Genomic DNA, 24,770 nt, shown 5'->3' on the forward strand with positions numbered 1-24,770 from the left:
ACCGGTTCAAGGACAGGGGCGGCGCGCCGCCCTACCCTGACGGTGTACCAACGACCCAACGCAAAAGGAGCACCATGCAACACGATTTCCAGTTCTCGGCCCCTCTCGCCTTCGCCGACATCGAACGCCTCACGAGCGCCCTGTGCACGCTGCCCGGCGTGCGCGGCATCGACCTCGAACCGGGCGGCCGCGAGATGCACGTGGAGTTCGACGAGGACGCCACGTCGACGCAGGACATCACCGCGGCGCTGCTGGGCGCCGGCTACGGCGAAGCGCGCAAGGAAAAGAGCGGCGGCTGCTGCGGCGGGTGCTGCGGTGGTTGAGAGCCTGTCGGCCGGCGTGCGCCGCCACGCCTGGCTCGCCACCGCGATGACGGCGCCGATGATGCTGATGCCCGCCGTGCTGGCGTGGCAGGAGTGGGCGGCCGGCGATCGGATCGCCACGTGGGCCGGCGCCGGCGTCGCGGCGCTGGCGATGGCCGGCACGGTGGCCGGTATCGATGCGCTGATGCGGCATGACGATCATTAGGAGCGCCTGACAACCCCCTGCAATTGCCATTGAAGCAACAACCGCGTACACTGAGCCGGTCCAACCGTTGCCTTACCCCGACAGAGTCCAAATGATAATATCCAGCAAGACACCATAAGCCGCCAACACATCCAATGACATCCAGCGCTTCCACAGCAAGTTTCGAGAACTTCGGCCAGCAGGGTGCCGCGCAGCACAGTGAACTGCTGGACTACATCTCAAATGACGTCACGTTTCCCACCGCATATCTGAAGGCAGTGGCTGCGATTGCCAGCTCCGACGGCGTGCTCAACGTTGCAGATTTCAATGCCTTGGACGATGTCGTGACACTGCTGAACGATTCGGCCCTGGCACAGGTTGTGTTGCTGGAATACATTGAACATCCACTGCCTTGGAAAGCCGCCTTCCTCGAGCTCGAGAAGGCGTCCGAAAGCATCGGGCAAGCGACCGCCTCGACCGCCTTCGAGGCCGCCCGCGCGCTCCTGTTGCTGCAAGGGACGCGCGGTAGGGAGCTGGCAAAAAGTTTCGCTGGCGCCTTGCGTTATCAACTTCCGCCGAACGACCTTGATAGTTTCCCGACGGATGATCAAACAATCTGGAACAAAGTGAGCATCGGTTCGGTACGCCTGCTCAAGGGCCGCAAATACGCCGATTTGGCGGACTTATGCATGCGCGCCACCGGTGACGTCGCGCTCGCGGGCGCCGTACTCGAGTTCGAACAGGGCACCCTCGATAAAGCCGAACTGGCCCAGCGTATGACGGCAGCGTGCGCGCGTGCAACCCACGAGATCAGCGCGTTTAACCAGCGCATCGCGGACATCGAAGCGACCGGCGAAATGTCCACAGCCTTCCTCGAATCGGCGCACGCGCTGCAAAAGCAGGTGCGCCAGCGTCTGGCGATCTCTGATGCGCGGATCGCGTTTGAACGTGAGACGTTTGACGAGGACATCGAGGAATATATTCACGACGCCGGTAACGCATTCGAGCGTGAAGTCGCCGGACGCCTTGGCACGGACCAGTGGAAACGCAAGATAGTGTGGGAAAGCATTGCCAGGTCCACGTTTGGTAAAGAGCTGGAGAGAAGAATCAACCGGATCATCTCCCGGCGCGAAGAGTCGCTCCGGCTAATCCACGAAGACCTGCGGCTCTTCCAGGAAGAGATGGCACTGTCCCGCAGCACGCTGCTGAGACGGCTGCATCACACCCAGTTTGCAGGTTCGGCTCCCGCACTGCGCTGGAGCACGCGTTTCAAGAATGGCGCCGAGAGCGCCGCCGGGGCGACCTTGAGGGTCGGCGGCTGGACTGCCTTGGGGACGGGTGCGGCGGTGTATTTTCTGGGCGCCTCCGCGGTCATCCCACTGGTGGCGCCAGTTGCGCCTTTCGTCGGCGGCGCGGTCCTCGTTGCCGGTGTCATCAAGTGGTTGATGAACCCGGAGGAACGGAAGAACGGCGAAATTGGCCACCAGCGCGAAAAGTTCGAGACTGTGTTCCGCGCGCAGCTCGATACCGCGCGCCAGGAACTGACCAGGCAGCTCGACGCGACCTCGCAGCAATTTCACGAAGCGGCCGAACGGCTGGTGCGGCCACTCATTCTTGAGGCGCAAGCGGCGGAACGGCTGGCCGTCCTTCATCTCAGAATTGCGCGCAAGCTGAACGAGCATTCGCAAAAGGCGGTGGCAGAGATGCTGGCGGCGTTGCCCAGCTGAGATAATGGCCTTCGCGGGAGCCAACCTCGCCCACACAGGAAAGTAACGGCAGAATGGAAATTTCTGGAGCACACCTCAAGACGATGCGCGACCGTGATCGCCACCTTTCCTGAAGAGTCGTTCGAATTCCCTGGAAGGCTTGAGAAGCTGCGCTTTCTACGCGCAGTGCACATCAACGCAACCGCCATCGTTGCGCTGCTGCGACGTAAGCAATCTCTCCACTGTTAACACGCAAGCCCATGAATCGTTCAGTAACGAGTTTGCCATTCTATAAAGTCGACGCATTCACCAGCCAGCTTTTTGGGGGAAACCCGGCCGCTGTGATCTTGATGGAGACGTTTGCGGACGATGGACTCCTACGTCAAATTGCTGCCGAAAACAATGTTCCGGAAACTGCCTTTCTGGTACCGGACGGTGACAATTACCGCCTGCGCTGGTTCACGCCCACGGTTGAAGTGCCGCTGTGTGGCCATGCAACGCTTGCAAGCGCTGCCGTCGTCATGGAGCGGCTGCAGCCAGGGCGCACGACGGTGACGTTCGATTCGGCGAGTGGCCCCTTGACCGTCAGGCGCATGGACGACCGGTACGTGATGAATTTTCCGGTACGCGTGCCGCGATCGATACCACTTCCAGAGAGGCTGACCGAAGCACTGGGAATCGAGCCAGTGGAGACGCTGGACGACGGTTTTAATTACATCGCAGTACTGCAGGATATGGAGGCGGTCCGTGGCCTGGCACCAGACATTGCCGCGATCGCGCGGCTCGACCGCCCCGGCGTCGTCGTCACCGCTCGGGGAGACCAGCGATGGGATTGTGTGAGCCGCTATTTTGCGCCCGCTAAAGGAATACCTGAAGATCCGGTGACCGGCGGCGCTCACTGCGGACTCGCGCCGTATTGGAGTGCACGCCTGGGAAAGACCGAACTCCGCGCATTCCAGGCTTCGCGTCGTGGTGGCGAACTGACGTGCCGGCTCGTCGGCGACCGTGTCGAGTTGGAAGGCGCTTGCGTGTTTTATCTGGAAGGTAAGGTTGCCGTTCCCGTTGATCAAAGCGCCGAACGTGGCTACCGTTAGACGCGCCCGGCGGATTCGAGCCTGAACATGCGGATCGTGTCGTTCAGCGTATGCGCCTGTTCCTGCAAGGCCTGCGCCGCGCCGGCCGCCTGCTCGACGAGGGCCGCGTTCTGCTGCGTCACGCTGTCCATCTGGCCCACGGCCTGGTTGACCTGTTCGATGCCGATGCGCTGCTCGTCGCTGGCCGCCGTGATGTCGGCCATGATGCCCGTCACCTGGCGCACGCTGGCCAGCACGCGCCGCATGGTGTCGGCCGCGCGGCCGGTGAGTTCGGTGCCGCCCGCGATCTTCGCGGTCGAATCGTCGATCAGATGCCGGATCTCGCGGGCCGCAGCGGCCGACCGCTGCGCCAGGTTGCGCACCTCGGTGGCAACGACGGCGAAGCCCTTGCCCTGTTCGCCCGCGCGCGCCGCTTCCACTGCGGCGTTGAGCGCGAGGATATTGGTCTGGAACGCGATGCCGTCGATGATGCCGGTGATGTCGGCGATGCGGCGCGCGCCGTCGCTGATCTCGTCCATCGTGGCCGCCACGCGCGCGACGGCGTCGCTGCCTTCGGCGGTGATCGTCGCCGTGGCCGCCGCCAGCGCGTTCGCTGCGCGCGCATTGTCCGCGTTCTGCTGCACGGTGCCGGTCAGCTCTTCCATCGACGAGGCGCTCTGCTGCAGCGCGCTGGCCTGCATCTCCGTGCGCGCCGACAAGTCCATGTTGCCGCTCGCGATCTGCGAGGACGCCGTGGCGATCGTCTCGGTCCCGCGTCGCACTTCGCCGACCATCGTGCAAAGGCTCGCGTTCATCGCCGCCAGCGCGCCGAGCAGCTCGCCGACTTCGTCCTTCGAACCCGCCTCGATCCGGCTGGTGAGATCCCCGCCGGCCACGCGCTGCGCCACCGCGACGGCGCTGCGCAGCGGCAGCACGATCGAGCGCGCGAGGCGGACGGCGAACACGAGGCCGACGGCCAGCGCGGCGCCGCCCAGCGCCAGCATCAGCACCCGGCCCGACGCGATCCGGTCCTGCACGGTCTTGCCGGCGGCGACCGCGCGCCCCTTCTGCAGCACGTTGAGGTCATGCACGGCCTGCTGCAACACGTCCAGGCGCGGCAGGGTTTCCGCCAGCACCAGTTGCTGCGCCTCGTCGCGCTTGCCCGCGTCGACGAGGGCGTTCACCTGCGTGAATGAGGCCACGTACGCCTCGCGCCGCTCGGTCACCCGGGCCAGCACGGCCTTGCCTTCTGCGCTGGCGACGAGGCGGCGCAACGTGGCCAGCGCACCGTCGATCTCGTGCCGGTTCGACGCGATTTTCTCGCGCACCCGGGTGCGGTAGCCGTCGTCCGGCGCGATGAACAGTTCCAGCGTGCGGCGCGCATTCGCCCGCGTCATCGTGTCGATGGTGGCGGCGGCTTCTGCCTTGGCCCAATCGTCGTCGATCAGCGTCGCCGTCGCCCGGCCGACGTCGTGGAAGCGCTGCAGCCCGACCGCGACCACGAGCGCGAGCAGCACCAGCACGAGGCCGAAGCCGGCGGCAAGGCGCGTGCCAATCCTGAAATTTGACATTTTCATATGAATTCCTCTCGTTTCGACACATTCTTGCCGATAGGAAATCAAGTCTAGCGGCAGCCTGCGTGGCCCAACATACGCCGAAAGAACTAGCTCCCGTCATCCGTCATGCCGACAGCCAGAGTGGCGCGCGGTCTCTACAATCTTCACCATCACCCCTTTGGAGAACCGCAATGTTGCGCGACCGCTACGGCCGAACGATCGAATACCTGCGCCTGTCCGTGACGGACCGTTGCGACCTGCGCTGCACGTATTGCATGCCGACGGGTTTCAAGGGGTTCGAGGAGCCGGAGGACTGGCTCACGTTCGACGAGATCGAGCGCCTGCTGCGCGCGTTCGCCCGCCTCGGCACGCGCCGCATCCGCCTGACGGGCGGCGAGCCGCTGCTACGCCGCCACGTGACCGACCTGGCCGGCCGTATCGCCGCCATCCCCGGCGTCGACGACCTGTCGCTGTCGACCAATGCCACGACCCTGCGCCGCCACGCCGAGGCGCTGCGCAAGGCCGGCGTCGCGCGCATCAACGTCAGCCTCGATACGCTGGACCGCACCTGCATGGAATCGATCACGGGCCGCGACAGCCACGCGCGCATCCTGGACGGCATCATGGCCGGCAAGGAGGCCGGTTTCGATCCCATCAAGATCAACATGGTCGCGATGCGCGGCGTGAACGACGGCGAGATCGAGCGCATGGCGGAATTCTGCATCGGCCACGGCTTCGTGCTGCGCCTGATCGAAGTGATGCCGATGGGAGAAACCGGCCAGAACGCGGCCTACATGGACCTGCAGCCCGTGCGCGAACGGCTCCAGCAACGATTCGACCTCGTACCGCAGGCGCTGGAACTGGGCGGCGGACCGGCGCGCTACCTCGCCACCCGCGACGGCAGGAGCAGCATCGGCTTCATCACGCCGATGTCGCAGCATTTCTGCGCCACCTGCAACCGCGTGCGCCTGGCAGTGGACGGCACGCTGTACCTGTGCCTGGGCCAGGAAGAGAAATTCGAATTCCGCCCGCTGCTGCGCGCCGGCGCCAGCGACGCGGAGCTCGAAGCCGCGATCCGCCACGCCATCGAACTGAAACCCCACCAGCACGACTTCACGGCGCGGCCCGAGAAAATCGTGCGCTTCATGTCGCAGACGGGAGGCTGACATGCAGGACATCGAACGCTTCATCCGCGGCTTTTCCCGCTTCCAGCAGCGTTTCATGAGCGAGCCGGTCGTGCGCGCCTCGCTGCGCGACGGCCAGCATCCGTCCACGCTCGTCATCGGCTGCTGCGATGCGCGCGTCGACCCGGCCCTGCTGACGGGCTGCGATCCGGGCGACATTTTCGTCGTCCGGAATATCGCGAACCTCGTCCCGCCGTGCACCGCGGACGCGTCGGCCGGCGTCAGTTCCGCCATCGAATTCGCCGTATGCGGCCTGGAGGTGGCGCGCGTCGTCGTGCTCGGGCATGCGCGCTGCGGCGGCATCCGGGCCCTGATGTCGGGCCAGCGCGTGACCGAGGAGACGGATTTCGTCGCGCGCTGGATGCGCATCGCGGAGCCGGTGCGCGCGGAAGTGCTGCGCGCGCTGCCGCACAAGCACGACGACGCCCGCTGCCGCGCCGCCGAGCAGGCCAGCATCCTCCATTCGCTCGACAACCTGATGACCTACCCGTGGCTGCGCCGGCGCGTGGAAGCGGGCAAGGTCGCGCTGCACGGCTGGTATTTCGACATCGGGACCGGCGAGCTACTGGCCTACTCCCCGCGCAAGCAGGAGTTCCTCAACCTCGTCCAGCCGCTGGACGCCGCGGCATGACGACGCCGCCCGCTTATCCGCCGATCCCGGGCCACCTGCGCCTGTCGACCCGCATCGCCGGGGCCCTGGTCGGCTTCCTGCTGCTCGCGCTGACCGCCATCGGCACGACGTTGTGGCTGTCGTGGCAGCTGGAAGGCTCGGCGGCCGCCATCAACGAAACGGGCGGCGTGCGCAAGCAGGAATACCGGCTCGCGATGCTGCTCGGCCGCGAGGTGCGCGCGCCCGGCGGCGGCTACGCGCGCGACGCGCGCGCGCAGATCGCGTCCATCGATGCGACCCTCGCGCTGATCGACCGCGGCGACCCGCAGCGTCCCCTCGGCCTGCCGCCGACGGCCGCCATCCGCGACAGCTTTTCCATGGCCACGCTGCGCTGGCAGCGCGAACTGCGGCCGCTCGCGCTGCAGGTGCTGCAGGCACGCGGCGACGAGCGCCTGCCGCCGCTGCGCGACTTCCTCGGCCGGGTCGATGCCTATGTCGCCCAGATCGACGCCATCGTGGGCCTGATCGAACGGGACAACGAGGTGCGCACGTTCTGGCTGCGCTGCTCGCAGCTGGCGCTGATGGCGCTGGCGATGGGCGGGACCGTTGTCCTCGTGTACCTGATGTTCAGCCTCATTGTCGACCCGGTCGAGCGCCTGCAAGCGGGGATGCGCAGCATGGCGGACACGGATTTCGGCGTCCGCCTCGACGTGGCCAGCCAGGACGAATTCGGCCAGCTGGCGGCCGGTTTCAACCGGATGGCCGACCGCGTGGAACAGGTCTACGCGAGCCTGGAAGACAAGGTGCGCGAGAAGACGGCCGCGCTGGAAGGCCAGAACCGCGAACTGGCGCTGCTGTACGACAGCGCCGCCTTCCTGCAGGTGCGCCAGACGCTGGAGCCGATGTGCGAAGGCTTCGTCGAGCGCATCATGCGTTACTTCGGCGCGGACGGCGGCTCGGTGCGGCTCATCGACGCCAATACGGACAAGGTGCATCTCATCGTGCAGGCCGGCCTGTCCGACGAGATGGTCAAGGCCGAACGCTGCATGCCGGTCGGCGACTGCCTGTGCGGCGAGGCGGCGCAGGGCAAGCTCCCCGTCGTGCGGCTGCTGCGCGCGGTGCCCGGCCCCGACGTGTCGCGCTGCGCGCGCGAAGGGTTCGCGACGGTGTCGGTGTTCCAGATTTTCGCCCAGGACCAGCACCTCGGCGTATTCAGCCTGCACTTCCGTAGCGAGACGTCATTCAACGACCGCGAGACCGCCCTGCTCGAAACGCTGGGCCGGCTGCTGGGCACTGCCATCGAGAACATGCGGCTCGCGGCGCGCGAGCGCGAAATGGCCATCTCGGAAGAGCGCAACATGGTGGCGCGCGGCCTGCACGACAGCATCGCCCAGGGCCTGAACTTCTTGAACCTGCAGGTGCAGATGCTGGAACAGTCGCTGCACGACGGGCAGCAGCAGGATGCGGCCGCGATCGTGCCGCTGCTGCGCGCAGGCGTCAAGGAAAGCTACGAGGACGTGCGCGAACTGTTGCAGAATTTCCGCAGCCGGCTGGAAGAGGATGACCTCAACAGCGCCCTGCGCAAGGCCGTGCGCAAGTTCCGCGACCAGACGGGCGTGGAGGCCAGCTTCAAGGCCGAAGGGGGCGGCGGCCTGCCGTTCCCGCGCGAGGAACAGCTGCAGCTCCTGTTCATCGTGCAGGAAGCGTTGTCGAACATCCGTAAACACGCCCATGCCGACAAGGTGCTCGTCCAGGTCCGCGACGGCCAAGACTTTTCTCTATCGATCAGCGATAATGGCGTCGGGTTCGATGCCGCCGCCGTGCCCGCGTCCGGCGACAGCCACGTGGGATTGCACATCATGCGCGAACGGGCCCGGCATATCAACGCCGACCTGGCCATCGAATCCGGGAGCGGCGCCGGCACCACCGTCCGCCTGTACGTCCCCAGCGCGCACCGGCGGGCCGCTTGAATCGAATGGAGTTGTGTATGGAAGAAGCCCTCGAGCCGATCAGCGTGCTGCTGGTCGACGATCACACGTTGTTCCGCAGCGGCGTACGTTCGCTGTTGCAGCGCAATCCGCGCTTCACCGTCGTCGGCGAGGCGTCGGACGGCATCGACGGCGTGAAGCGGGCGATGCAACTGAAACCCGACGTGATCCTGCTCGACCTGCACATGCCCGGCATGACCGGCGTGGAGACGCTCGAACTGATCCTGCAGGGCTGGCCCGAGGCCGCCGTCATCATGCTGACCGTGTCCGAGGAAGGCGAAGACCTGGCCACCGCCCTGCACGCGGGCGCGCGCGGCTACCTGATCAAGAACATCGACGCCGACTACCTGCAGCGCGCCATCGAGCGCGCGGCCGCCGGCGAATCCGTGCTGGCCGAATCGATGGCCGCCAAGCTCGTGGCCCAGCTGCAGAAACAGCGCGAACCCAAGCCGGCGGCGCCGCCGTCGGACCTGGACAAGCTGACGCCGCGCGAACGCGAGATCCTCGCCTGCCTGGCGCGCGGCGAAAGCAACAAGCTGATCGCGCGCGTGCTCGACCTGGCCGAGAGCACGGTCAAGATCCACGTGCAGAACATCCTCAAGAAGCTCGGCCTGTCGAGCCGCGTGCAGGCGGCGGTGTTCGCCGTCGAGCAGGGGATCGGCAGCGGGCCGGATCGGCAGGGTTGATCAGCGCAGCGCGAGCAGCGCCTTTTTCGCGTCCTCATACGCGGCGGTGAGCAGCGCCATCTGCTCCTGCGCATCCTCGAAATTCTCCGCCTTCCCCATCAGTTCGAGGTTCGTGCACGGCACCCGCATCCGGTTCGCGCCGACGAAATCGATGCTCGACAACAGATAGTGCGCGGTCACCGCCAGCAGCTGCCCGTCGTGCTCCCGCACTGCGTGGTCGAGCTTGTGCAGCAGTTGCGGCACCTCGCCCACGAACGCGTTCACGACGTCCTCCAGCAGTGAGGCATCGTCGTCGATGGCGCGCAGCTGCGCGATGCGGGCCGGGTCCAGCACGGCGTGTCCCGCGCGGCGCGCCGCCACGTGGTCGCGCGCGGCGGCCAGCGCCTTGTCCAGCACGTCCATCTCGATCGGCTTCGGCACGTAGTCGTTCATGCCCGCGTCCAGGCAGCGTTCGCGGTCGCCCGGCATGGCGTTGGCCGTCATCGCGATGATGTAGGGCGCGTTGGCGCCGCGGAAGCGCTCGCGCAGGCGGCGCGTCGCTTCCAGGCCGTCCATTTCCGGCATCTGCATGTCCATCAGGATCACGGGATAATCCTGGCGCTCCAGCGCCGCCACGGCTTCGAGGCCGTTGCCGACGACGTCCGCGCGGTAGCCCAGGTGGCGCAGCAGTTGCCGGATCACCTTCTGGTTGATCGTGTTGTCCTCGGCGACGAGGATGGCGAGATCCGTCTCTTCGCGGGCCGGCACCGGCGCCGGCCGCGCCGCGGCCTGGCGCTCGCCCAGCACCTGCTGCAGCGCCTCCAGCAGCGCGGCCGGCTTGATCGGCTTGCTCAGCCACGCGGAAAATTCGCGCACCGCGTCCCCGTCCGCACCGGTGTGGCGCTGGCCGACGGACGTCAGCAGCACGAGCGGCAGAGCGGCCCTGTCGCGATGCTTGCGCAGTTCGCCCGCGAGGCGCGCGCCGTCCATGTCGGGCATTTGCATGTCCAGTACCGCGACGTCGAACGGGTGGCCGTCGCGCACGAGGTCCAGCGCCTCCACGGCCGACGCCGCGGCCAGCGGCGACATGCCCCACAACAGCGCCTGCTTCATCAGGATGCGGCGGTTGGTCGCATTGTCGTCGACGATCAGGATGCGGCGTCCGCGCACCGTGGCCGCGCGGTCGCGCAGCACGTGTTCGGCCAGCTGGTCGTCGAACGCGTCGGCGACGATGGCCGCGCTGAACGTCGAGCCGCGTCCCGGCTCGCTGTCCACCGTCAACCCGCCGCCCATCATCTCCGCGAGGCGCCGGCTGATCGTCAGGCCCAGGCCCGTGCCGCCGTATTTACGCGTGGTCGTCGCGTCGACCTGCGTGAACGAGTGGAAGATGTCGTCCAGGCGGTGCGGCGGGATGCCGATGCCCGTGTCGCGCACGGCGAACACGAGACGGTAGCCGCCCTCCTCGCGCGGCTCGCCCGACACGGTGACGACGACCTCGCCGTGGTGCGTGAACTTGATCGCGTTCGACAGCAGGTTCACGAGGATCTGGCGCAGCCGCGTGGCGTCCGCGAGGATCGTGGCCGGCACGCCCGGTTCGATCATGTACGCGAGGTCCAGGTTCTTGTCGCTCGCGCTGGGCGCGAGCAGGTCGAGCGCTTCCTCGACGCAGCGGCGCACTTCGAACGCGTGGCGCTCCAGGTCGAGGCGCCCCACTTCCAGCTTCGAATAATCGAGCAGGTCGTTGATGATGGCCAGCAGCGCCTCGCTGCTGGAGCGGATCGTCTCCGTGTAGTCGCGCTGTTCGTCGTCGATGTCCGTGTGCAGCAGGAGGCTCGTCATGCCGATGACGGCGTTCAGCGGCGTGCGGATCTCGTGGCTCATATTGGCCAGGAACATGCTCTTGGCCTGCATGGCCGCTTCGGCGCGGTCGCGCGCCAGTTCCAGCTCGCGCTCGTAGGCCTTGCGTTCCGAGATGTCCTGCAGGATCGCCGTGAGGATCACGCGCCCGCCCGCCGCCGATTTCGAGATCGTCGCCTCGGCCGGGAATTCGCTGCCGTCCTTGCGCACCGCGTAGATGGTGCCCCGCTCGCCCATGCGCCGGGCCGTGCGCTCCCCGTGCTGGAAGCCGGCCACCCGCTCCGCGTGGCCGGGACGGAAGCGCGGCGGCATCAGCATCGCCAGGTCCTGGCCCGTCACTTCCGCGGCCGTCCAGCCGAACACCCGTTCCGCACCCTTGTTGAACAGGATGATTTTCTGCCGCTCGTCCGTGCAGATCACGGCGTTTTCGGCGATGTCGATGATGTTGCTGAGCTGTTCGGGGCTGAGTGCGTGCGGCATAAGCGGTTCCGTGCGACTGGGGCGCAATAGGGGCGATAGGGGCAATAAGCGCCATCGTACACGGACCTACGCCTTTATGACTAGGGCGCCTAGCTCCATTGCGCTGCCGCGCCCACCCCTCCGGCCAATGGTTGGGCTGGCCCCCGCCACGTACGCTTCCGGCATCACCACGTGCTTTTATCAGGAGAACAAAAATGAGCACCGACAGACGGCCCCTCGCGGTCCTGGTCAGCAGTACCTTCGCATTCACGATCTGCTTCGCGATCTGGATGATGTTCGCGGTGCTGGGCATCCCCATCAAGACGTCACTCGGCCTGAACGAAACGGAATTCGGCCTCCTCGTCGCCACGCCCGTGCTGAGCGGCGCCCTCGTGCGCGTCCCGCTCGGCATCTGGACCGACCGCTACGGCGGCCGCATCGTGTTCTTCACGCTGATGCTGGCCTGCGCGCTGCCGATCTGGATGATCAGCCATGCCACCGCCTACTGGCACTTCCTCGTGCTGGGCCTCTTCGTGGGCCTGGCCGGCGGCTCGTTCTCGGTCGGCACGCCGTACGTAGCGCGCTGGTTCGGCAAGGAGCGCCGCGGCCTCGCGATGGGCGTGTTCGGCGCCGGTAACTCCGGTTCCGCGCTGACCAAGTTCGTGGCCCCCGCCATCATCGCCGCCCTCGGCTGGCAGGCGTTGCCCAAGGTGTACGCCGCCGTGATGGTCGCCACCGCCCTGCTGTTCTGGTTCGGCACCTATTCCGATCCGTCGCACAGATCCGCTTCCGGCGAGAGCTTCGCGGCGCAGATGCGCGTGCTGAAGGATCCGCGCGTGTGGCGCTACTGCCAGTACTACTCCGTCGTGTTCGGCGGCTACGTGGCGCTGGCGCTGTGGATGACGAAATACTACGTAGGCGAATACGGCTTCGGCCTCAAGGAAGCCGCCTTGCTGGCCGCATGCTTCTCGCTGCCGGGCGGCGTGCTGCGCGCACTGGGCGGCTGGATCTCCGACAAGTTCGGCGCCTACAAGGTCACCTGGTATGTGATGTGGGTGTGCTGGGTGTGCTTCTTCATCCTGTCGTATCCGCAGACCACGATGAGCGTCAAGACGGTCTCCAGCAGCATGGACCTGCACATCGGCCTCGGTCCCGTGACCTTCACCCTGCTGCTGTTCGTCGTCGGCGTCGCGATGGCCATCGGCAAGGCATCCGTGTTCCGCTTCATCGCCGACGATTTCAGCGACAACATCGGCGCCGTCTCGGGCGTCGTCGGCCTGGCCGGCGGCCTCGGTGGCTTCATCCTGCCGATCATGTTCGGCGCCATCGTCGACCTCACCGGCATCCGTTCCAGCTCTTTCATGCTGCTGTACGGGACCGTGTGCGTGTCCCTCGTCTGGATGCATTTCTCGTTCAAACCGCAAACCAGGGCGGCCGTCGCCGCACCGGCGCATTCCTCAACCAAGCCGTTGCGCAAGGCCGCTTGATACCACTTCAATAATCACAGGAGAACATCGTGAGTCGTTACCTCATCTCGACCTGGGAACCCGAGGTTCCCGCCTTCTGGCACAGCCGCGGCAAGCCCACGGCCAGCCGCAACCTCTGGATCTCGATCCCCGCGCTGATGCTGGCGTTCGCGATCTGGATGGTGTGGAGCGTCGTCGTCGTCAACCTGCCGGCCATCGGCTTCAAATACAGCACCAACCAGCTGTTCTGGCTGGCCGCCGTGCCGGGCCTCTCGGGCGCCACACTGCGCATCTTTTACTCGTTCATGGTGCCGATCTTCGGCGGCCGCAAATGGACCGCCATCTCCACCGCGTCGCTGCTGATCCCCGCCCTCGGCATCGGCTTCGCCGTGCAGGATCCGAATACCAGCTACCCGACCATGCTCGTGCTGTCGCTGCTGTGCGGCTTCGGCGGCGGCAACTTCGCGTCGTCGATGGCCAACATCAGCTTCTTCTACCCGAAAGCGCAGAAAGGCTACGCCCTCGGCATGAACGCGGGCCTCGGCAACCTGGGCGTCTCCGCCGTGCAGTTCGTCGTCCCGCTCGTGATCACCTTCGCGCTGTTCGGCGGCGAAGCGCAAACGTGGACCAAGGCCGCGGCCACCAAGCAGATGTGGCTGCAGAACGCGGGCTTCGTGTGGGTGCCGTTCATCATCGTCAGCACGCTGGCCGCCTGGTTCGGCATGAACGACCTCGCGTCGGCCAAGGCGTCGTTCGCCGAACAGGCCGTGATCTTCAAGCGCAAGCACAACTGGCTCATGTGCTGGCTGTACGTGGGTACCTTCGGCTCGTTCATCGGCTATTCCGCCGCGTTCCCGCTGCTGACCAGCACCCTGTTCCCGCAAGTGAACCCGCTGCAGTACGCATTCGTCGGTCCCCTCGTCAGCGCCCTCGCCCGCGTGGCCGGCGGCTTCATCGCCGACAAGCTGGGCGGCGCCCGCGTCACCGTGTGGACGTTCGTGTGCATGATCCTGGCCGTGCTGGGCGTATTGCACTTCCTGCACGCCGGCAGCTTCGCCGGCTTCTTCGGCATGTTCCTCGTGCTGTTCGCCTGCACCGGCGTCGGTAACGCATCCACCTTCCGCATGATCCCCGTGATCTTCCTGACCCTGCACCAGCGCGCCGCCAAGGGCCAGTCGGAAGGCGCACAAGCGCAGGCCGTCGCCAGCGCCAACAAGGAAGCGGCCGCCGTCCTCGGCTTCACCTCGGCCATCGCCGCCTACGGCGCCTTCTTCATCCCGAAGAGCTACGGCACCTCGATTGCCCTGACGGGCAGCGCCGACGCCGCCCTGTGGTGCTTCATCGGCTTCTACGTCACCTGCATCGCCGTCACCTGGTGGTTCTATGCCCGCAAGGGTGCCGAGATCACCTGCTGAAAGCGGGGATCTCGCAAACCGTCGCGAGCGGCAGCGATGTCGTTCGAGAAGCGCAGCTGTACAAATCGTACAGCGAGCATCGCAGGACGACAGCGCAACGCGCAGCAGGCTTGCGACGTTCCGGCTAGTCATAAAGGAGTAGACGGCCTACTCCCTAATCCGGGCCGGGACCGACTTCTTGCGAATACCGCGTAGTCGGCCCGGTCCGTAGACTGAACACAGCTGCACCACACCGAATATCGAGAGCGCGCCCCGGCGCGCCGTTGGAGAAACCATGAGTCACTTTTTGGACCGCCTGAAGTTTTTCGGCAAACCGAGCGAGACGTTTTCGAATGGCCACGGGGCCGTCGTCAACGAAGACCGCACCTGGGAAAAGGCCTACCGCCAGCGTTGGCAGCACGACAAGATCGTGCGCTCCACGCACGGCGTCAACTGCACGGGCTCGTGCAGCTGGAAGGTCTATGTCAAGAACGGCCTGATCACCTGGGAGACCCAGCAGACCGACTACCCGCGCACCCGCCCGGACCTGCCGAACCATGAACCCCGCGGTTGCCCGCGCGGCGCCAGCTACTCGTGGTACGTCTACTCGGCGCAGCGCGTCAAGCACCCGATGGTGCGCGGCCGCCTGATGCAGCTGTGGCGCGAAGCGCGCGCGACCCGCGATCCGGTCGCGGCCTGGGATTACATCACGAACGATCCGCAGAAGGCCGCCAGCTACAAATCCGTGCGCGGCCAGGGCGGCTTCGTGCGCGCCAAGTGGGACGAGGTCAACGAGATCATCGCCGCCGCCAACGCCTACACGATCGGCAAATACGGGCCGGACCGCATCATCGGCTTCTCGCCGATCCCCGCCATGTCGATGGTCAGCTATGCCGCCGGCACCCGCTACCTGAGCCTCATCGGCGGTGTCGCCATGAGCTTCTACGACTGGTATTGCGACCTGCCGCCATCCAGCCCGCAGGTGTGGGGCGAGCAGACCGACGTGCCGGAATCGGCCGACTGGTACAACTCCACGTACCTGATGGTATGGGGTTCGAACGTCCCGATGACCCGCACCCCCGACGCCCACTTCTACACGGAAGTGCGCTACAAGGGCACGAAGACCGTCGCCGTGTCGTCCGACTTCGGCGAGATGGCCAAGTTCGGCGACATCTGGCTCGCACCCAAGCAGGGCACCGACGCGGCATTGGCCATGGCCATGGGCCACGTGATCCTGAAGGAATTCCACGCCACCGGCAAATCGACGTACTTCCGCGACTACGCCAAGCAGTACACCGACTTCCCGATGCTCGTCATGCTGAAGGAACGCGACGGCACGCTGGTTCCCGACTACTTCCTGCGCGCGTCGCACCTGGCGAACAACCTGGACGAAGCCAACAACCCGGAATGGAAGACCCTCGTCATCGACCAGGCGACCGGCAAGATCGTCGCGCCGAGCGGCTCGATCGGCTTCCGCTGGGGCGAGTCGGGCAAGTGGAACCTCGAACAGAAGGAAGGCGCCACCCGCAATCCGATCGATCCGCAGCTGTCGCTGCTGGACGGCCATGACCGCATCGTCCCGGTGGGCTTCCCCTACTTCGGCGGCAAGGACGCCGAGGACCTCCTGCTGCGCAACGTGCCGGTGAAATCCATCACGCTGGCCGACGGCACCACCGCGCTCGTCACCACCGTGTACGACCTGTCGATGGCGAACTACGGCGTCGACCGCGGCATCTGCCCGAACGCCGCGAAGAGCTACGACGACGACGTCCCGTACACGCCCGCATGGCAGGTGAAGCACACCGGCGTGAAGGCCGCAGACGTCGTGACCGTGGCGCGCGAATTCGCCGACAATGCCGACCGCACCCGCGGCAAGTCGATGGTGATCGTCGGCGCGGCGCTGAACCACTGGTACCACATGGACATGACGTACCGCGGCATCATCAACATCCTCATGATGTGCGGCTGCGTGGGCCAGAGCGGCGGCGGCTGGGCGCACTACGTCGGCCAGGAAAAGCTGCGCCCGCAGACCGGCTGGACGCCGCTCGCCTTCGCACTGGACTGGAACCGCCCGATGCGCCAGATGAACGGCACGTCGTTCTTCTATGCCCACACGAGCCAGTGGCGCCACGAGAAGCTGCACACGTCCGAGATCCTGTGCCCGACGGCGGACGGCAAGCTGGAAGAGATGGCGCTGATCGACTTCAACGCCAAGGCCGAGCGCATGGGCTGGCTGCCGTCGGCGCCGCAGCTCGAAACGAACCCGCTGGACGTCGTCCGCGCCGCGGAAAGCGCGGGCCAGGACCCGGCGCAGTACGCGGTCGAGCAGATCAAGGCCGGCAAGCTGAATTTCTCGTGCGACGACCCGGACAACCCCGCGAACTTCCCGCGCAATATGTTCGTGTGGCGCTCCAACATCCTGGGCAGCTCGGGCAAGGGCCACGAGTACTTCCTGAAATACCTGCTGGGCACCCAGAACGCGCTGATGAGCGACGAAGACGCCTGCGTCAAGCCGCGCGACGTGAAGGTGCGCCCGGCCGCCGAGGGCAAGCTGGACCTGCTCGTGGTGCTGGACTTCCGCATGTCGACGACGTGCCTGTACGGCGACATCGTGCTGCCGACGGCGACCTGGTACGAGAAGGACGACCTGAACACGTCCGACATGCACCCGTTCATCCACCCGCTGTCCGAAGCCGTGCAGCCGCTGTGGGAAGCGAAGTCGGACTGGGAAATCTACAAGGGCATCGCGGCCAAGCTGTCGGAAATCGGCGGCGCCCACCTGGGCACCCGCAAGGACCTGATCCTCACGCCGCTGCTGCACGACACCCCGGGCGAACTCGGTCAGCCGTTCGATCCGAAGGACTGGCGCCTCGGCGAGTGCGAGCCGGTGCCGGGCAAGACGATGCCGTCGATGACGGTCGTGGAACGCGACTACCGCCAGATCCACAAGAAATTCACGTCGATCGGGCCCCTGCTGGAAAAAGTGGGCAACGGCGGCAAGGGCATCGACTGGAAGACGGGCCATGAAGTGGACGTCCTGCGCGGCATCAACCGCACCGTGCTGGAGGAAGGCGTGTCGAAAGGCCAGCCGCGCCTGGACACGGCGATCGACGCCGCCGAGATGATCCTCACGCTGGCGCCGGAAACGAACGGCCACGTGGCGGTGAAGGCCTGGGAAGCGCTGTCGAAGATCACGGGCCGCGACCACACGCACCTGGCCATTCCGCGCGAGCATGACAGCATCCGCTTCCGCGACGTGCAGGCGCAGCCGCGCAAGATCATCTCGTCGCCGACGTGGTCGGGCCTGGAAAGCGAGGAAGTCAGCTACAACGCCGGCTATACGAACGTCCATGAACTGATCCCCTGGCGCACGCTGACGGGCCGCCAGCAGTTCTACCAGGACCACGTCTGGATGCGCGACTTCGGCGAGGGACTGTGCGTGTACAAGGCCGCGATCAACACCAAGACGACGGAAGCGATCATGAACCGCCGTCCGAACGGGAACAAGGAACTGGCGCTGAACTGGATCACCCCGCACCAGAAATGGGGCATCCACTCGACCTACTCCGACAACCTGCGCATGCTGACCTTGTCGCGCGGCGGCCCGCACGTGTGGCTGTCCGAGATCGACGCGAAAGCGGCGGGCATCGAGGACAACGACTGGATCGAGGTGTTCAACGTGAACGGCACGCTGACGGCGCGCGCCGTGGTGAGCCAGCGCGTCCCGGAAGGCATGACGCTCATGTACCACGCCCAGGAAAAGATCGTGAACGTGCCCGGTGCGGAGATGTCGAAGAAACGCGGCGGCATCCACAACTCGGTGACGCGCACGGTGACCAAGCCGACCCACATGATCGGCGGCTACGCCCAGCTGTCGTACGGCTTCAACTACTACGGCACGGTCGGTTCCAACCGCGACGAATTCGTGGTGGTCCGCAAGATGCGCGACGTGAACTGGATGGAAGGCGCCCGCGACGAATCGCGTCCGAACGGCGAGCAGCAACCGGCGCGCCCCGCCCCGGCACGGCCGGCAGGCACGCCGAAGCACGAGACGGAAGACCGCGAACCCGCGCTGGCACGCGTCGCCAGCCCGAAGGGTGCTTGAAAAGATAACGAGGTAAAGACATGAAAATCAGAGCACAAATCGGCATGGTGCTGAACCTGGACAAATGCATCGGCTGCCACACCTGCTCGGTGACCTGCAAGAACGTCTGGACGAGCCGCGACGGCGTGGAATACGCATGGTTCAATAACGTCGAGACGAAGCCCGGCATCGGCTACCCGAAGGAATGGGAGAACCAGGACAAGTGGAACGGCGGCTGGAAACGCACCGCGTCCGGCAAGATCGAACCGCGCCAGGGCAGCCGTTTGAAAATCCTGGCGAACATCTTCGCCAACCCGAACCTGCCGCAGATCGACGAGTACTACGAGCCGTTCACGTACGACTACGAGCGGCTGCAGAACGCGCCGCTGTCCGAGACGCCGCCGACCGCCCGTCCGATCTCCGTCCTGACCGGCAAGAAGATGGACAAGATCGAATGGGGTCCGAACTGGGAGGACGACCTGGGCGGCGAATTCGCCAAGCGCAGCAAGGATAAACTGTTCGACAACGTGCAGAAGGAGATGTACTCGACGTTCGAGAACACCTTCATGATGTACCTGCCGCGCCTGTGCGAGCACTGCCTGAACCCGACCTGCGTGGCATCGTGCCCGTCCGGCTCCGTGTACAAGCGCGAGGACGACGGCATCGTGCTGATCGACCAGGACAAGTGCCGCGGCTGGCGCATGTGCATCTCGGGCTGCCCGTACAAGAAGATCTACTACAACTGGTCGTCCGGCAAGGCCGAGAAGTGCACGTTCTGCTACCCGCGCATCGAAGCGGGCCAGCCGACCGTGTGCTCGGAAACCTGCGTGGGCCGCATCCGCTACCTGGGCGTGCTGCTGTACGACGCCGACAAGATCGAAGCCGCGGCCTCGGTCGCCGACGAGCAGGACCTGTACGAAGCGCAGCTCGGCCTGTTCCTCGATCCGCACGATCCCGAGGTGATCGCGGAAGCCCGCCGCCAGGGCATCCCGGACTCGTGGCTCGAATCCGCCAAGCGCTCGCCCGTCTACAAGATGGCCGTCGAATGGAAGATCGCGTTCCCGCTGCACCCGGAATACCGCACGTTGCCGATGGTCTGGTACATCCCGCCGCTGTCGCCGATCCAGGCCGCGGCCGAAAGCGGCAAGATGGGCATGAACGGCATCCTGCCAGACACGAAGAGCCTGCGCATCCCCGTGCGCTACCTCGCCAACCTGCTCACCGCGGGCAAGGAAGCGCCGGTCGTGCATGCGCTGGACCGCATGCTGGCGATGCGTGCCTACATGCGTTCGAAGTCGGTGGACAAGGTCGAGAACCTCGACGTGCTGCGCCAGGTGGGCCTGTCGCAGGCGGTCGTGGAAGACATGTACCACATCATGGCCATCGCGAACTACGAAGACCGCTTCGTGATCCCGAGCAGCCACAAGGAGATGGCCGAGGACAGCTTCAACGAAAAGGGTTCGTGCGGCTTCTCGTTCGGTAACGGCTGCTCGGACGGCACCAGCGACGCCTCGCTGTTCGGCAAGAAGAAACAGGGATCGACGATCTTCATCTCGATGCCGAAATCGCGCAAGAAGAAAGAAACGGAAGGAGCCTGACATGACCCACTACCGCATCCTGTCCGCGTTGCTGCTCTACCCGGAGGGCGACCTCGTCGCCGCCCTGCCCGAGCTGGAAGACGGCCTGCCGCTTCCGATGCGCGCCCGGGTGGCGCCGCTGCTGGCGCACCTGGCCGAGAACGACATGATCACGCTGCAGCAGGAATACGTGCAGACGTTCGACCGCACGCCGTCGCACTCGCTGCATTTGTTCGAGCACATCCACGGCGAATCGCGCGACCGCGGCCAGGCCATGGTCGACCTGATGGAAGAGTACAAGAAGCACGGCCTGGAAATGCAGGGCGACGAGCTGCCGGACTTCGTGCCGCTTTTCCTCGAATTCCTGTCGCAGCTGGATGAACAGGAAGCCGGCCGCCTGCTGGGCGACGCGGTCCACGTGCTGGCCTTCATCGGCCGCAAGCTGGCCGCGAACGGCAGCCCGTATGCCGGCGTGTTCGACGTGCTGGAAGGCTTGTCCCCGGTCGCGGCGGAAGAACTGTCCGAGCCGCCGATCAAGGACATGGACGAAGCGCTGGAAACCTTCGGCCCCGGCGCGGACGGCGTCGAGCCCCTGCTCAAGCCGCAGGCGTCGGGCCCGCAACCGATCAATTTTTACCCGCGCGGCACGCGTCCTGCCGTGCATCAGGAGGAGGCAGCATGAACTATATAAATCAATTCCTGTTCGGCATCTACCCGTACATCGCGCTGGCGATCTTCCTGCTCGGGAGCCTGATCCGCTTCGACCGCGAGCAATACACGTGGCGCTCCGAATCCACGCAAGTGCTGCACAGGGGCCAGCTGCGGCTGGGCAGCATCCTGTTCCACGTCGGGATCATCGGCCTGCTGGGCGGCCACGCCGTCGGCCTGCTGACGCCCGTGTGGGTGTGGGATACGCTTGGTGTCACGCACGGCGCCAAGCAGCTGTTCGCGATGGCCGCGGGCGGCGTGATGGGCACCCTGTGCCTGTTCGGCATCCTGCTGCTGCTCGCCCGCCGCCTCGGCAACGAGCGCCTGCGCGCCGCCACCACGTTCAAGGACAAGATCGTGCTGCTGTGGATCCTCGGTACCCTGCTCCTCGGCCTGTCGTCGATCTTCGTGTCGGCGGGTCACCTGGACGGCCACATGATGGTCCTGCTGATGACCTGGGCCCAGCACATCGTGACGTTCCGCGGCGACGCCGCCGGCTTCATCCTCGATGCGCCGCTCGTGTTCAAGCTGCACCTGTTCATGGGGATGTCGCTGTTCGTCATCTTCCCGTTCACCCGCCTCGTCCACATCTGGAGCGGTTTCGGCGCGGTGACTTACCTGGGCCGTGCCTTCCAGCTGGTCCGTCCGCGCTAAGGAGCAATCATGGGTATCTCCGTCAACGGCGTCGAGATCGACGACCGCCAGATCGAACAGGAACTGCCGCACCACAAGGGCACCCCCAACCCGCTGAAGGCATCGGTGCACGAAGTCGTGCTGCGCACCGTGTTGCTGCAGGAAGCGGACCGCCTCGGGATTGCCGGCGCCGACGACGACGCACGCGTCGAGGCGCTGCTGACGCAGGAGGTCAGCGTGCCGCAGGCCGACGAGGCGGCGTGCCTCACCTACTACCGGAACCACCCGGACAGGTTCACCCGCGGCGCAATGGTCGAAGCGCGCCACATCCTGTTCCAGGTGACGCCGACCGTGCCCCTGGACCTCGTCCGCGAAACGGCGGAGGACATCCTGGCGGCGCTGCGGGCCGCGCCGGAACGCTTCGGCGAACTGGCGGCGCAGTATTCGAACTGCCCGTCCGGCGCCGTGGGCGGCAGCCTCGGCCAACTGAGCCGCGGCGACTGCGTGCCGGAATTCGACGACGTGCTGTTCCGCCTCGGCGAAAACGAGCTGGCCGCGCGCCCCATCGAGACGCGCTTCGGCCTGCACATCGTCCAGGTGCTGCGCCGCATCGACGGCTCGCTGCTGCCGTTCGAAACGGTGAAATCGCAGGTCGCCGCATGGCTCGCGACGGCCGCGCTGCAGCGGGGCATCCACCAGTACCTGCAGATCCTCGTGGGCCGCGCACGCATCGAGGGCATCACGCTGGAAGGGAGCGCGACGCCGCTCGTGCAGTAGAAATTACAGGCTCGTGAAGAACTGCCCCGGCTGCGGACGCACCCGGGGCGTTTTTTTCGGTTCTCCAGTACCGATGCCGATGAAGCAGACCGCACGCTCGTGCGCGTCGAGGGCCAGCAGGCGGCGCATGGCCGGCGTGTCGAGCGCCCCGCCGCTCGCGAGACCGCTGGCAAAGCCCAGCGCCTGCGCCGCGAGCAGCACGTTCTGCAGCGCGCAGCCCAGCGACACCAGTTTTTCCTCGACCGGGATGGCGGTGCCGGGTGCGTCGACGAGGACCGCCACGAGCAGGCACGGCGCGTGCAAGGCTTTCGCGCGCGCGGACGCCCGCGCTGCATCGTCGGCCGTGGGATCGCGCTGCGCAAGCGCTTCCTCGAACACGGCGCCGAGATCGTCGCGCCGCTCCGGCGGGATCAGCACGAAGCGCCAGGGCAGCAGGCAGCCGTGATCGGGCGCCTGCGCGGCGGCGTCCATCATCCGCGCCAGCGCGGCATCGTCCGGGCCCGGCGCCTGCAGGCGGCGCAGGGCCACATGGCGGCGCGCCGCCAGCGTGTTCCACAAATCCGAGTTCATGGCGCCCATTATAGGGTCAGGTCGCGGTACGGTTGCGCCCTGCTTCCTTGGCCCGGTACAGGGCCGCGTCCGCGTGCGCGCCAAATGCGCGGTCGGGGTCGTCCGCCTGCTCCGGCACGGCGGCGTATGCGCCGATGCTGACGGTGACGACGCCCAGCGGCGATGCCTCGTGGCGCAGCGCGTGCGCGGCCACGCTGGCATGGATCTTTTCGGCGACTTCGCGCGCGCCGGCCAGGTCGGTGTCCGGCAGCAGCACGACGAACTCTTCCCCGCCATAGCGCGCGGCCAGGTCGCCACTGCGCCGCTGGCCGCGCAGGATCGCCTGTGCGACGGTCTTGAGGCATTCATCGCCCGCCAGGTGGCCGTAGCGGTCGTTGTAGCGCTTGAAGTGGTCGACGTCGATCATCAGCACCGCGAGCGACGCCCGGTTGCGGAACGCGCGCCCGTGCTCGCGCTCCCAGGTCTGCTCGTAGTAGCGCCGGTTGAACAGCTCCGTCAGGCCGTCGACATAGGCCATCGCCGACAGCGACGCATTCGCCGTCTCGAGCAGCGCCTTCGTGGTCAGCAGGTCGCGCTGCAGCCGGTCGCGCAGCCCGATCTGGCGCACGGCGCGCCGCCCGAGCAGCAGCAGGCCGGCGATCAGCACGAACAGCGCCAGGTACGACAGGATCGCGCTGTGCAGCCAGGGCCGCAGCGCCACGTCCTTCGAACGCAGCACCGTGATCCGGGCCGGATAGTCGCCGACGCGCGACTCGGTGCGGATGAACGTCGCGCCGTCGATCTCGGCGTCGCGTCCGCGCAGGCGGAAGACGGGATCCTTCCGGGTGTCGCGCCCGATACTGGCCGTGTCGAACGGCACGCGCAGCAACAGGGTGCCGTCGTCCAGCGTCATCAGGATGCGGCCGTCGCTGCCGATGTCGAGGCCTTCGTAGAACGTGCGGAAGAAGTCGATCTTGATCGTCGCCAGCGCCACGCCCGCGAAGCTGCCGTCGGGATGGTCGATACGGCGCGACACGGGAATGATCCAGGCGCCGCTCGTGCGGCCGATGATCGGGCCACCGACGTGCACGCCCTGCGCCGGGTGCTGCTTGTGGTACTGGAAATAGGCGCGGTCGCTGTTGTTGCGGCCGTCGAAGCGCGTGCCGGCGGAATTCACGATCCAGCGGCCGTCCTCGTCGTAGATGAACAGCCCCTGCAGCGCCGGCATGTCCGCCATGTGCTTCATCATCAGCGCGCGCAGGCGCGCCATGTTCGCGGCCGACCATCCTTCCACTTCGACCTTGTCGACGAGCGACACGAGCACCGTGTCCGCCATCTTGAACGAGGAATTCGCCTGGTTGGCGAGCGTGTGCGCCGTGTTGGACGCGGAGATGGACGCGCCGGACAATTCCAGCGCGCGCGAGTGATAGCCGCTCCACGCCATGACGGCGACGGAGGTCAGGCACGCCATCGCGATCAGCGCGATCGTGACGACCTTCAGCGGCCGGCGGCCGCCGTCCAGCGCGTCGACACGATCCTGCCCCGCCTGTCCGGCTTGCGACTGCAACAACGCACTGGCTCCCTTACGAAACAACACCCACCCCGACGATTCGACAAACAGCCGAGTGTATGCGATCGCCTGCCCGTCGGGTCGGCATCCGATGCAATACCGGCAGCTTATGTATCCGTGCAACAACGAATGTGACCCGCCGTTACATTGTGCCGCTCGTGTTGTATTGATCGCTCGCCGGCGCGATTCCGAATTCATATCCCTTGTCTTTATCGCACGGTTAGGTTATTTTGCCGTTTGACGGAAAACGTTTAACCTGACATGTAACTCCAAGGTATCTGCGATTACTTGTCCTGTTTTGGACAATCGTTTTCTTTCATGATTGAGACGGACGGAGCGTACCGTCTTTTTATTTCGCCGGAATTGGAAACGTTGCCAATCGAGTGACGCCACCGGCCAGACCGATA

Annotated in this window: 19 protein-coding genes; 15 read left to right on the forward strand and 4 right to left on the reverse strand. The window is 66.0% G+C overall.

What is annotated here, in order from left to right; translation table 11 throughout:
* Window positions 1–74: 74 nt before the first annotated feature.
* The 4 genes from ASD28_RS05345 to ASD28_RS05360 all read left to right on the forward strand — a co-directional run bounded on the left by ASD28_RS05345 (window position 75) and on the right by ASD28_RS05360 (window position 3,307).
* The gene (locus ASD28_RS05345) at window positions 75–323 is read left to right on the forward strand and encodes a heavy-metal-associated domain-containing protein (RefSeq protein WP_056125087.1); all 249 of its coding nucleotides are present in this window, start codon (window positions 75–77) and stop codon (window positions 321–323) included.
* A complete protein-coding gene (locus ASD28_RS05350; protein ID WP_056125090.1) occupies window positions 316–528 on the forward strand; it encodes a hypothetical protein in 213 nt (70 codons plus the stop codon). The genes ASD28_RS05345 and ASD28_RS05350 overlap by 8 nt, the downstream gene beginning before the upstream one ends.
* A gap of 134 nt (window positions 529–662) precedes the next feature.
* Complete coding sequence (locus tag ASD28_RS05355) at window positions 663–2,234, forward strand: hypothetical protein (protein WP_056125092.1); 1,572 nt, start codon at window positions 663–665, stop codon at window positions 2,232–2,234.
* A gap of 239 nt (window positions 2,235–2,473) precedes the next feature.
* On the forward strand, window positions 2,474–3,307 hold the full coding sequence (locus ASD28_RS05360; RefSeq protein WP_056125095.1) for a PhzF family phenazine biosynthesis protein: 834 nt from the start codon (window positions 2,474–2,476) through the stop codon (window positions 3,305–3,307).
* On the opposite strand, the gene ASD28_RS33150 is transcribed toward ASD28_RS05360, so the two are convergent.
* A complete protein-coding gene (locus ASD28_RS33150) occupies window positions 3,304–4,863 on the reverse strand; it encodes a methyl-accepting chemotaxis protein (RefSeq protein ID WP_056125098.1) in 1,560 nt (519 codons plus the stop codon). The two genes, ASD28_RS05360 and ASD28_RS33150, sit on opposite strands and share 4 nt — an antisense overlap.
* Window positions 4,864–5,033: 170 nt before the next feature.
* On the opposite strand from ASD28_RS33150, the gene moaA reads away from it, so the two are divergent.
* From moaA to ASD28_RS05385, 4 genes are read left to right on the forward strand one after another with little or no spacing between them, the layout of a single operon-like run.
* A complete protein-coding gene (gene moaA, locus ASD28_RS05370; protein WP_056125101.1) occupies window positions 5,034–6,008 on the forward strand; it encodes a GTP 3',8-cyclase MoaA in 975 nt (324 codons plus the stop codon).
* 1 nt (window position 6,009) lies between these two features.
* Window positions 6,010–6,657: a carbonic anhydrase gene (locus ASD28_RS05375; RefSeq protein WP_056125103.1), complete on the forward strand. Its 648-nt coding sequence runs from the start codon at window positions 6,010–6,012 to the stop codon at window positions 6,655–6,657.
* Window positions 6,654–8,606 (forward strand): type IV pili methyl-accepting chemotaxis transducer N-terminal domain-containing protein, encoded by a 1,953-nt coding sequence (locus ASD28_RS05380; protein ID WP_056125105.1) that lies wholly within the window; start codon window positions 6,654–6,656, stop codon window positions 8,604–8,606. Before ASD28_RS05375 ends, ASD28_RS05380 begins: the two co-directional genes overlap by 4 nt.
* A gap of 17 nt (window positions 8,607–8,623) precedes the next feature.
* Window positions 8,624–9,310 (forward strand): response regulator, encoded by a 687-nt coding sequence (locus ASD28_RS05385; RefSeq protein ID WP_056125107.1) that lies wholly within the window; start codon window positions 8,624–8,626, stop codon window positions 9,308–9,310.
* Here the strand turns inward: ASD28_RS05385 and ASD28_RS05390 are convergent, their stop codons facing one another.
* Window positions 9,311–11,626 carry a response regulator gene (locus ASD28_RS05390; RefSeq protein ID WP_056125109.1) on the reverse strand — a complete coding sequence of 772 codons (2,316 nt, stop codon included), beginning with the start codon at window positions 11,624–11,626 and terminating at the stop codon, window positions 9,311–9,313.
* A 194-nt stretch (window positions 11,627–11,820) separates the two neighbouring features.
* Here ASD28_RS05390 and ASD28_RS05395 point away from each other — a divergent pair, with 194 nt between their 5' ends.
* The 7 genes from ASD28_RS05395 to ASD28_RS05425 all read left to right on the forward strand — a co-directional run bounded on the left by ASD28_RS05395 (window position 11,821) and on the right by ASD28_RS05425 (window position 22,244).
* A complete protein-coding gene (locus ASD28_RS05395) occupies window positions 11,821–13,092 on the forward strand; it encodes a nitrate/nitrite transporter (protein WP_056125112.1) in 1,272 nt (423 codons plus the stop codon).
* Between the two features lie 29 nt (window positions 13,093–13,121).
* Window positions 13,122–14,486 carry a NarK family nitrate/nitrite MFS transporter gene (locus ASD28_RS05400; protein WP_056125115.1) on the forward strand — a complete coding sequence of 455 codons (1,365 nt, stop codon included), beginning with the start codon at window positions 13,122–13,124 and terminating at the stop codon, window positions 14,484–14,486.
* A gap of 274 nt (window positions 14,487–14,760) precedes the next feature.
* Window positions 14,761–18,570, forward strand: coding sequence for a nitrate reductase subunit alpha (locus tag ASD28_RS05405; protein ID WP_082579106.1), 3,810 nt, complete (start codon window positions 14,761–14,763; stop codon window positions 18,568–18,570).
* 20 nt (window positions 18,571–18,590) lie between these two features.
* Window positions 18,591–20,147, forward strand: a complete 1,557-nt coding sequence (gene narH / locus ASD28_RS05410) for a nitrate reductase subunit beta (protein ID WP_056125117.1) — start codon at window positions 18,591–18,593, stop codon at window positions 20,145–20,147.
* Between the two features lies 1 nt (window position 20,148).
* Entirely contained in the window at window positions 20,149–20,808 is a 660-nt protein-coding gene (gene narJ, locus ASD28_RS05415) for a nitrate reductase molybdenum cofactor assembly chaperone (protein ID WP_056125120.1), read from the forward strand.
* Window positions 20,805–21,488: a respiratory nitrate reductase subunit gamma gene (gene narI / locus ASD28_RS05420; protein ID WP_056125124.1), complete on the forward strand. Its 684-nt coding sequence runs from the start codon at window positions 20,805–20,807 to the stop codon at window positions 21,486–21,488. Before narJ ends, narI begins: the two co-directional genes overlap by 4 nt.
* A 9-nt stretch (window positions 21,489–21,497) precedes the next feature.
* Window positions 21,498–22,244, forward strand: a complete 747-nt coding sequence (locus tag ASD28_RS05425; protein WP_056125127.1) for a peptidylprolyl isomerase — start codon at window positions 21,498–21,500, stop codon at window positions 22,242–22,244.
* A gap of 3 nt (window positions 22,245–22,247) precedes the next feature.
* Here ASD28_RS05425 and ASD28_RS05430 read toward each other — a convergent pair whose 3' ends face one another.
* Window positions 22,248–22,814, reverse strand: a complete 567-nt coding sequence (locus tag ASD28_RS05430) for a nitroreductase family protein (RefSeq protein ID WP_229412156.1) — start codon at window positions 22,812–22,814, stop codon at window positions 22,248–22,250.
* Between the two features lie 16 nt (window positions 22,815–22,830).
* On the reverse strand, window positions 22,831–24,363 hold the full coding sequence (locus ASD28_RS05435) for a sensor domain-containing diguanylate cyclase (RefSeq protein ID WP_056125135.1): 1,533 nt from the start codon (window positions 24,361–24,363) through the stop codon (window positions 22,831–22,833).
* Between the last annotated feature and the right edge of the window lie 407 nt (window positions 24,364–24,770).

The organism is Massilia sp. Root133 (assembly GCF_001426525.1).
Lineage (GTDB): Bacteria > Pseudomonadota > Gammaproteobacteria > Burkholderiales > Burkholderiaceae_D > Telluria > Telluria orientalis.

Bases quoted from the DNA above. Each gene is read 5' to 3' on its own strand.
- ASD28_RS05395 (WP_056125112.1), top strand. From the start codon at position 11,821: ATGAGCACCGACAGACGGCCCCTCGCGGTCCTGGTCAGCAGTACCTTC.
- narJ (WP_056125120.1), top strand. From the start codon at position 20,149: ATGACCCACTACCGCATCCTGTCCGCGTTGCTGCTCTACCCGGAGGGC.
- narH (WP_056125117.1), top strand. From the start codon at position 18,591: ATGAAAATCAGAGCACAAATCGGCATGGTGCTGAACCTGGACAAATGC.
- ASD28_RS05405 (WP_082579106.1), top strand. From the start codon at position 14,761: ATGAGTCACTTTTTGGACCGCCTGAAGTTTTTCGGCAAACCGAGCGAG.
- ASD28_RS05385 (WP_056125107.1), top strand. From the start codon at position 8,624: ATGGAAGAAGCCCTCGAGCCGATCAGCGTGCTGCTGGTCGACGATCAC.
- moaA (WP_056125101.1), top strand. From the start codon at position 5,034: ATGTTGCGCGACCGCTACGGCCGAACGATCGAATACCTGCGCCTGTCC.
- ASD28_RS05425 (WP_056125127.1), top strand. From the start codon at position 21,498: ATGGGTATCTCCGTCAACGGCGTCGAGATCGACGACCGCCAGATCGAA.
- narI (WP_056125124.1), top strand. From the start codon at position 20,805: ATGAACTATATAAATCAATTCCTGTTCGGCATCTACCCGTACATCGCG.
- ASD28_RS33150 (WP_056125098.1), bottom strand. From the start codon at position 4,863: ATGAAAATGTCAAATTTCAGGATTGGCACGCGCCTTGCCGCCGGCTTC.
- ASD28_RS05345 (WP_056125087.1), top strand. From the start codon at position 75: ATGCAACACGATTTCCAGTTCTCGGCCCCTCTCGCCTTCGCCGACATC.
- ASD28_RS05390 (WP_056125109.1), bottom strand. From the start codon at position 11,626: ATGCCGCACGCACTCAGCCCCGAACAGCTCAGCAACATCATCGACATC.
- ASD28_RS05375 (WP_056125103.1), top strand. From the start codon at position 6,010: ATGCAGGACATCGAACGCTTCATCCGCGGCTTTTCCCGCTTCCAGCAG.
- ASD28_RS05360 (WP_056125095.1), top strand. From the start codon at position 2,474: ATGAATCGTTCAGTAACGAGTTTGCCATTCTATAAAGTCGACGCATTC.
- ASD28_RS05380 (WP_056125105.1), top strand. From the start codon at position 6,654: ATGACGACGCCGCCCGCTTATCCGCCGATCCCGGGCCACCTGCGCCTG.
- ASD28_RS05430 (WP_229412156.1), bottom strand. From the start codon at position 22,814: ATGAACTCGGATTTGTGGAACACGCTGGCGGCGCGCCGCCATGTGGCC.
- ASD28_RS05355 (WP_056125092.1), top strand. From the start codon at position 663: ATGACATCCAGCGCTTCCACAGCAAGTTTCGAGAACTTCGGCCAGCAG.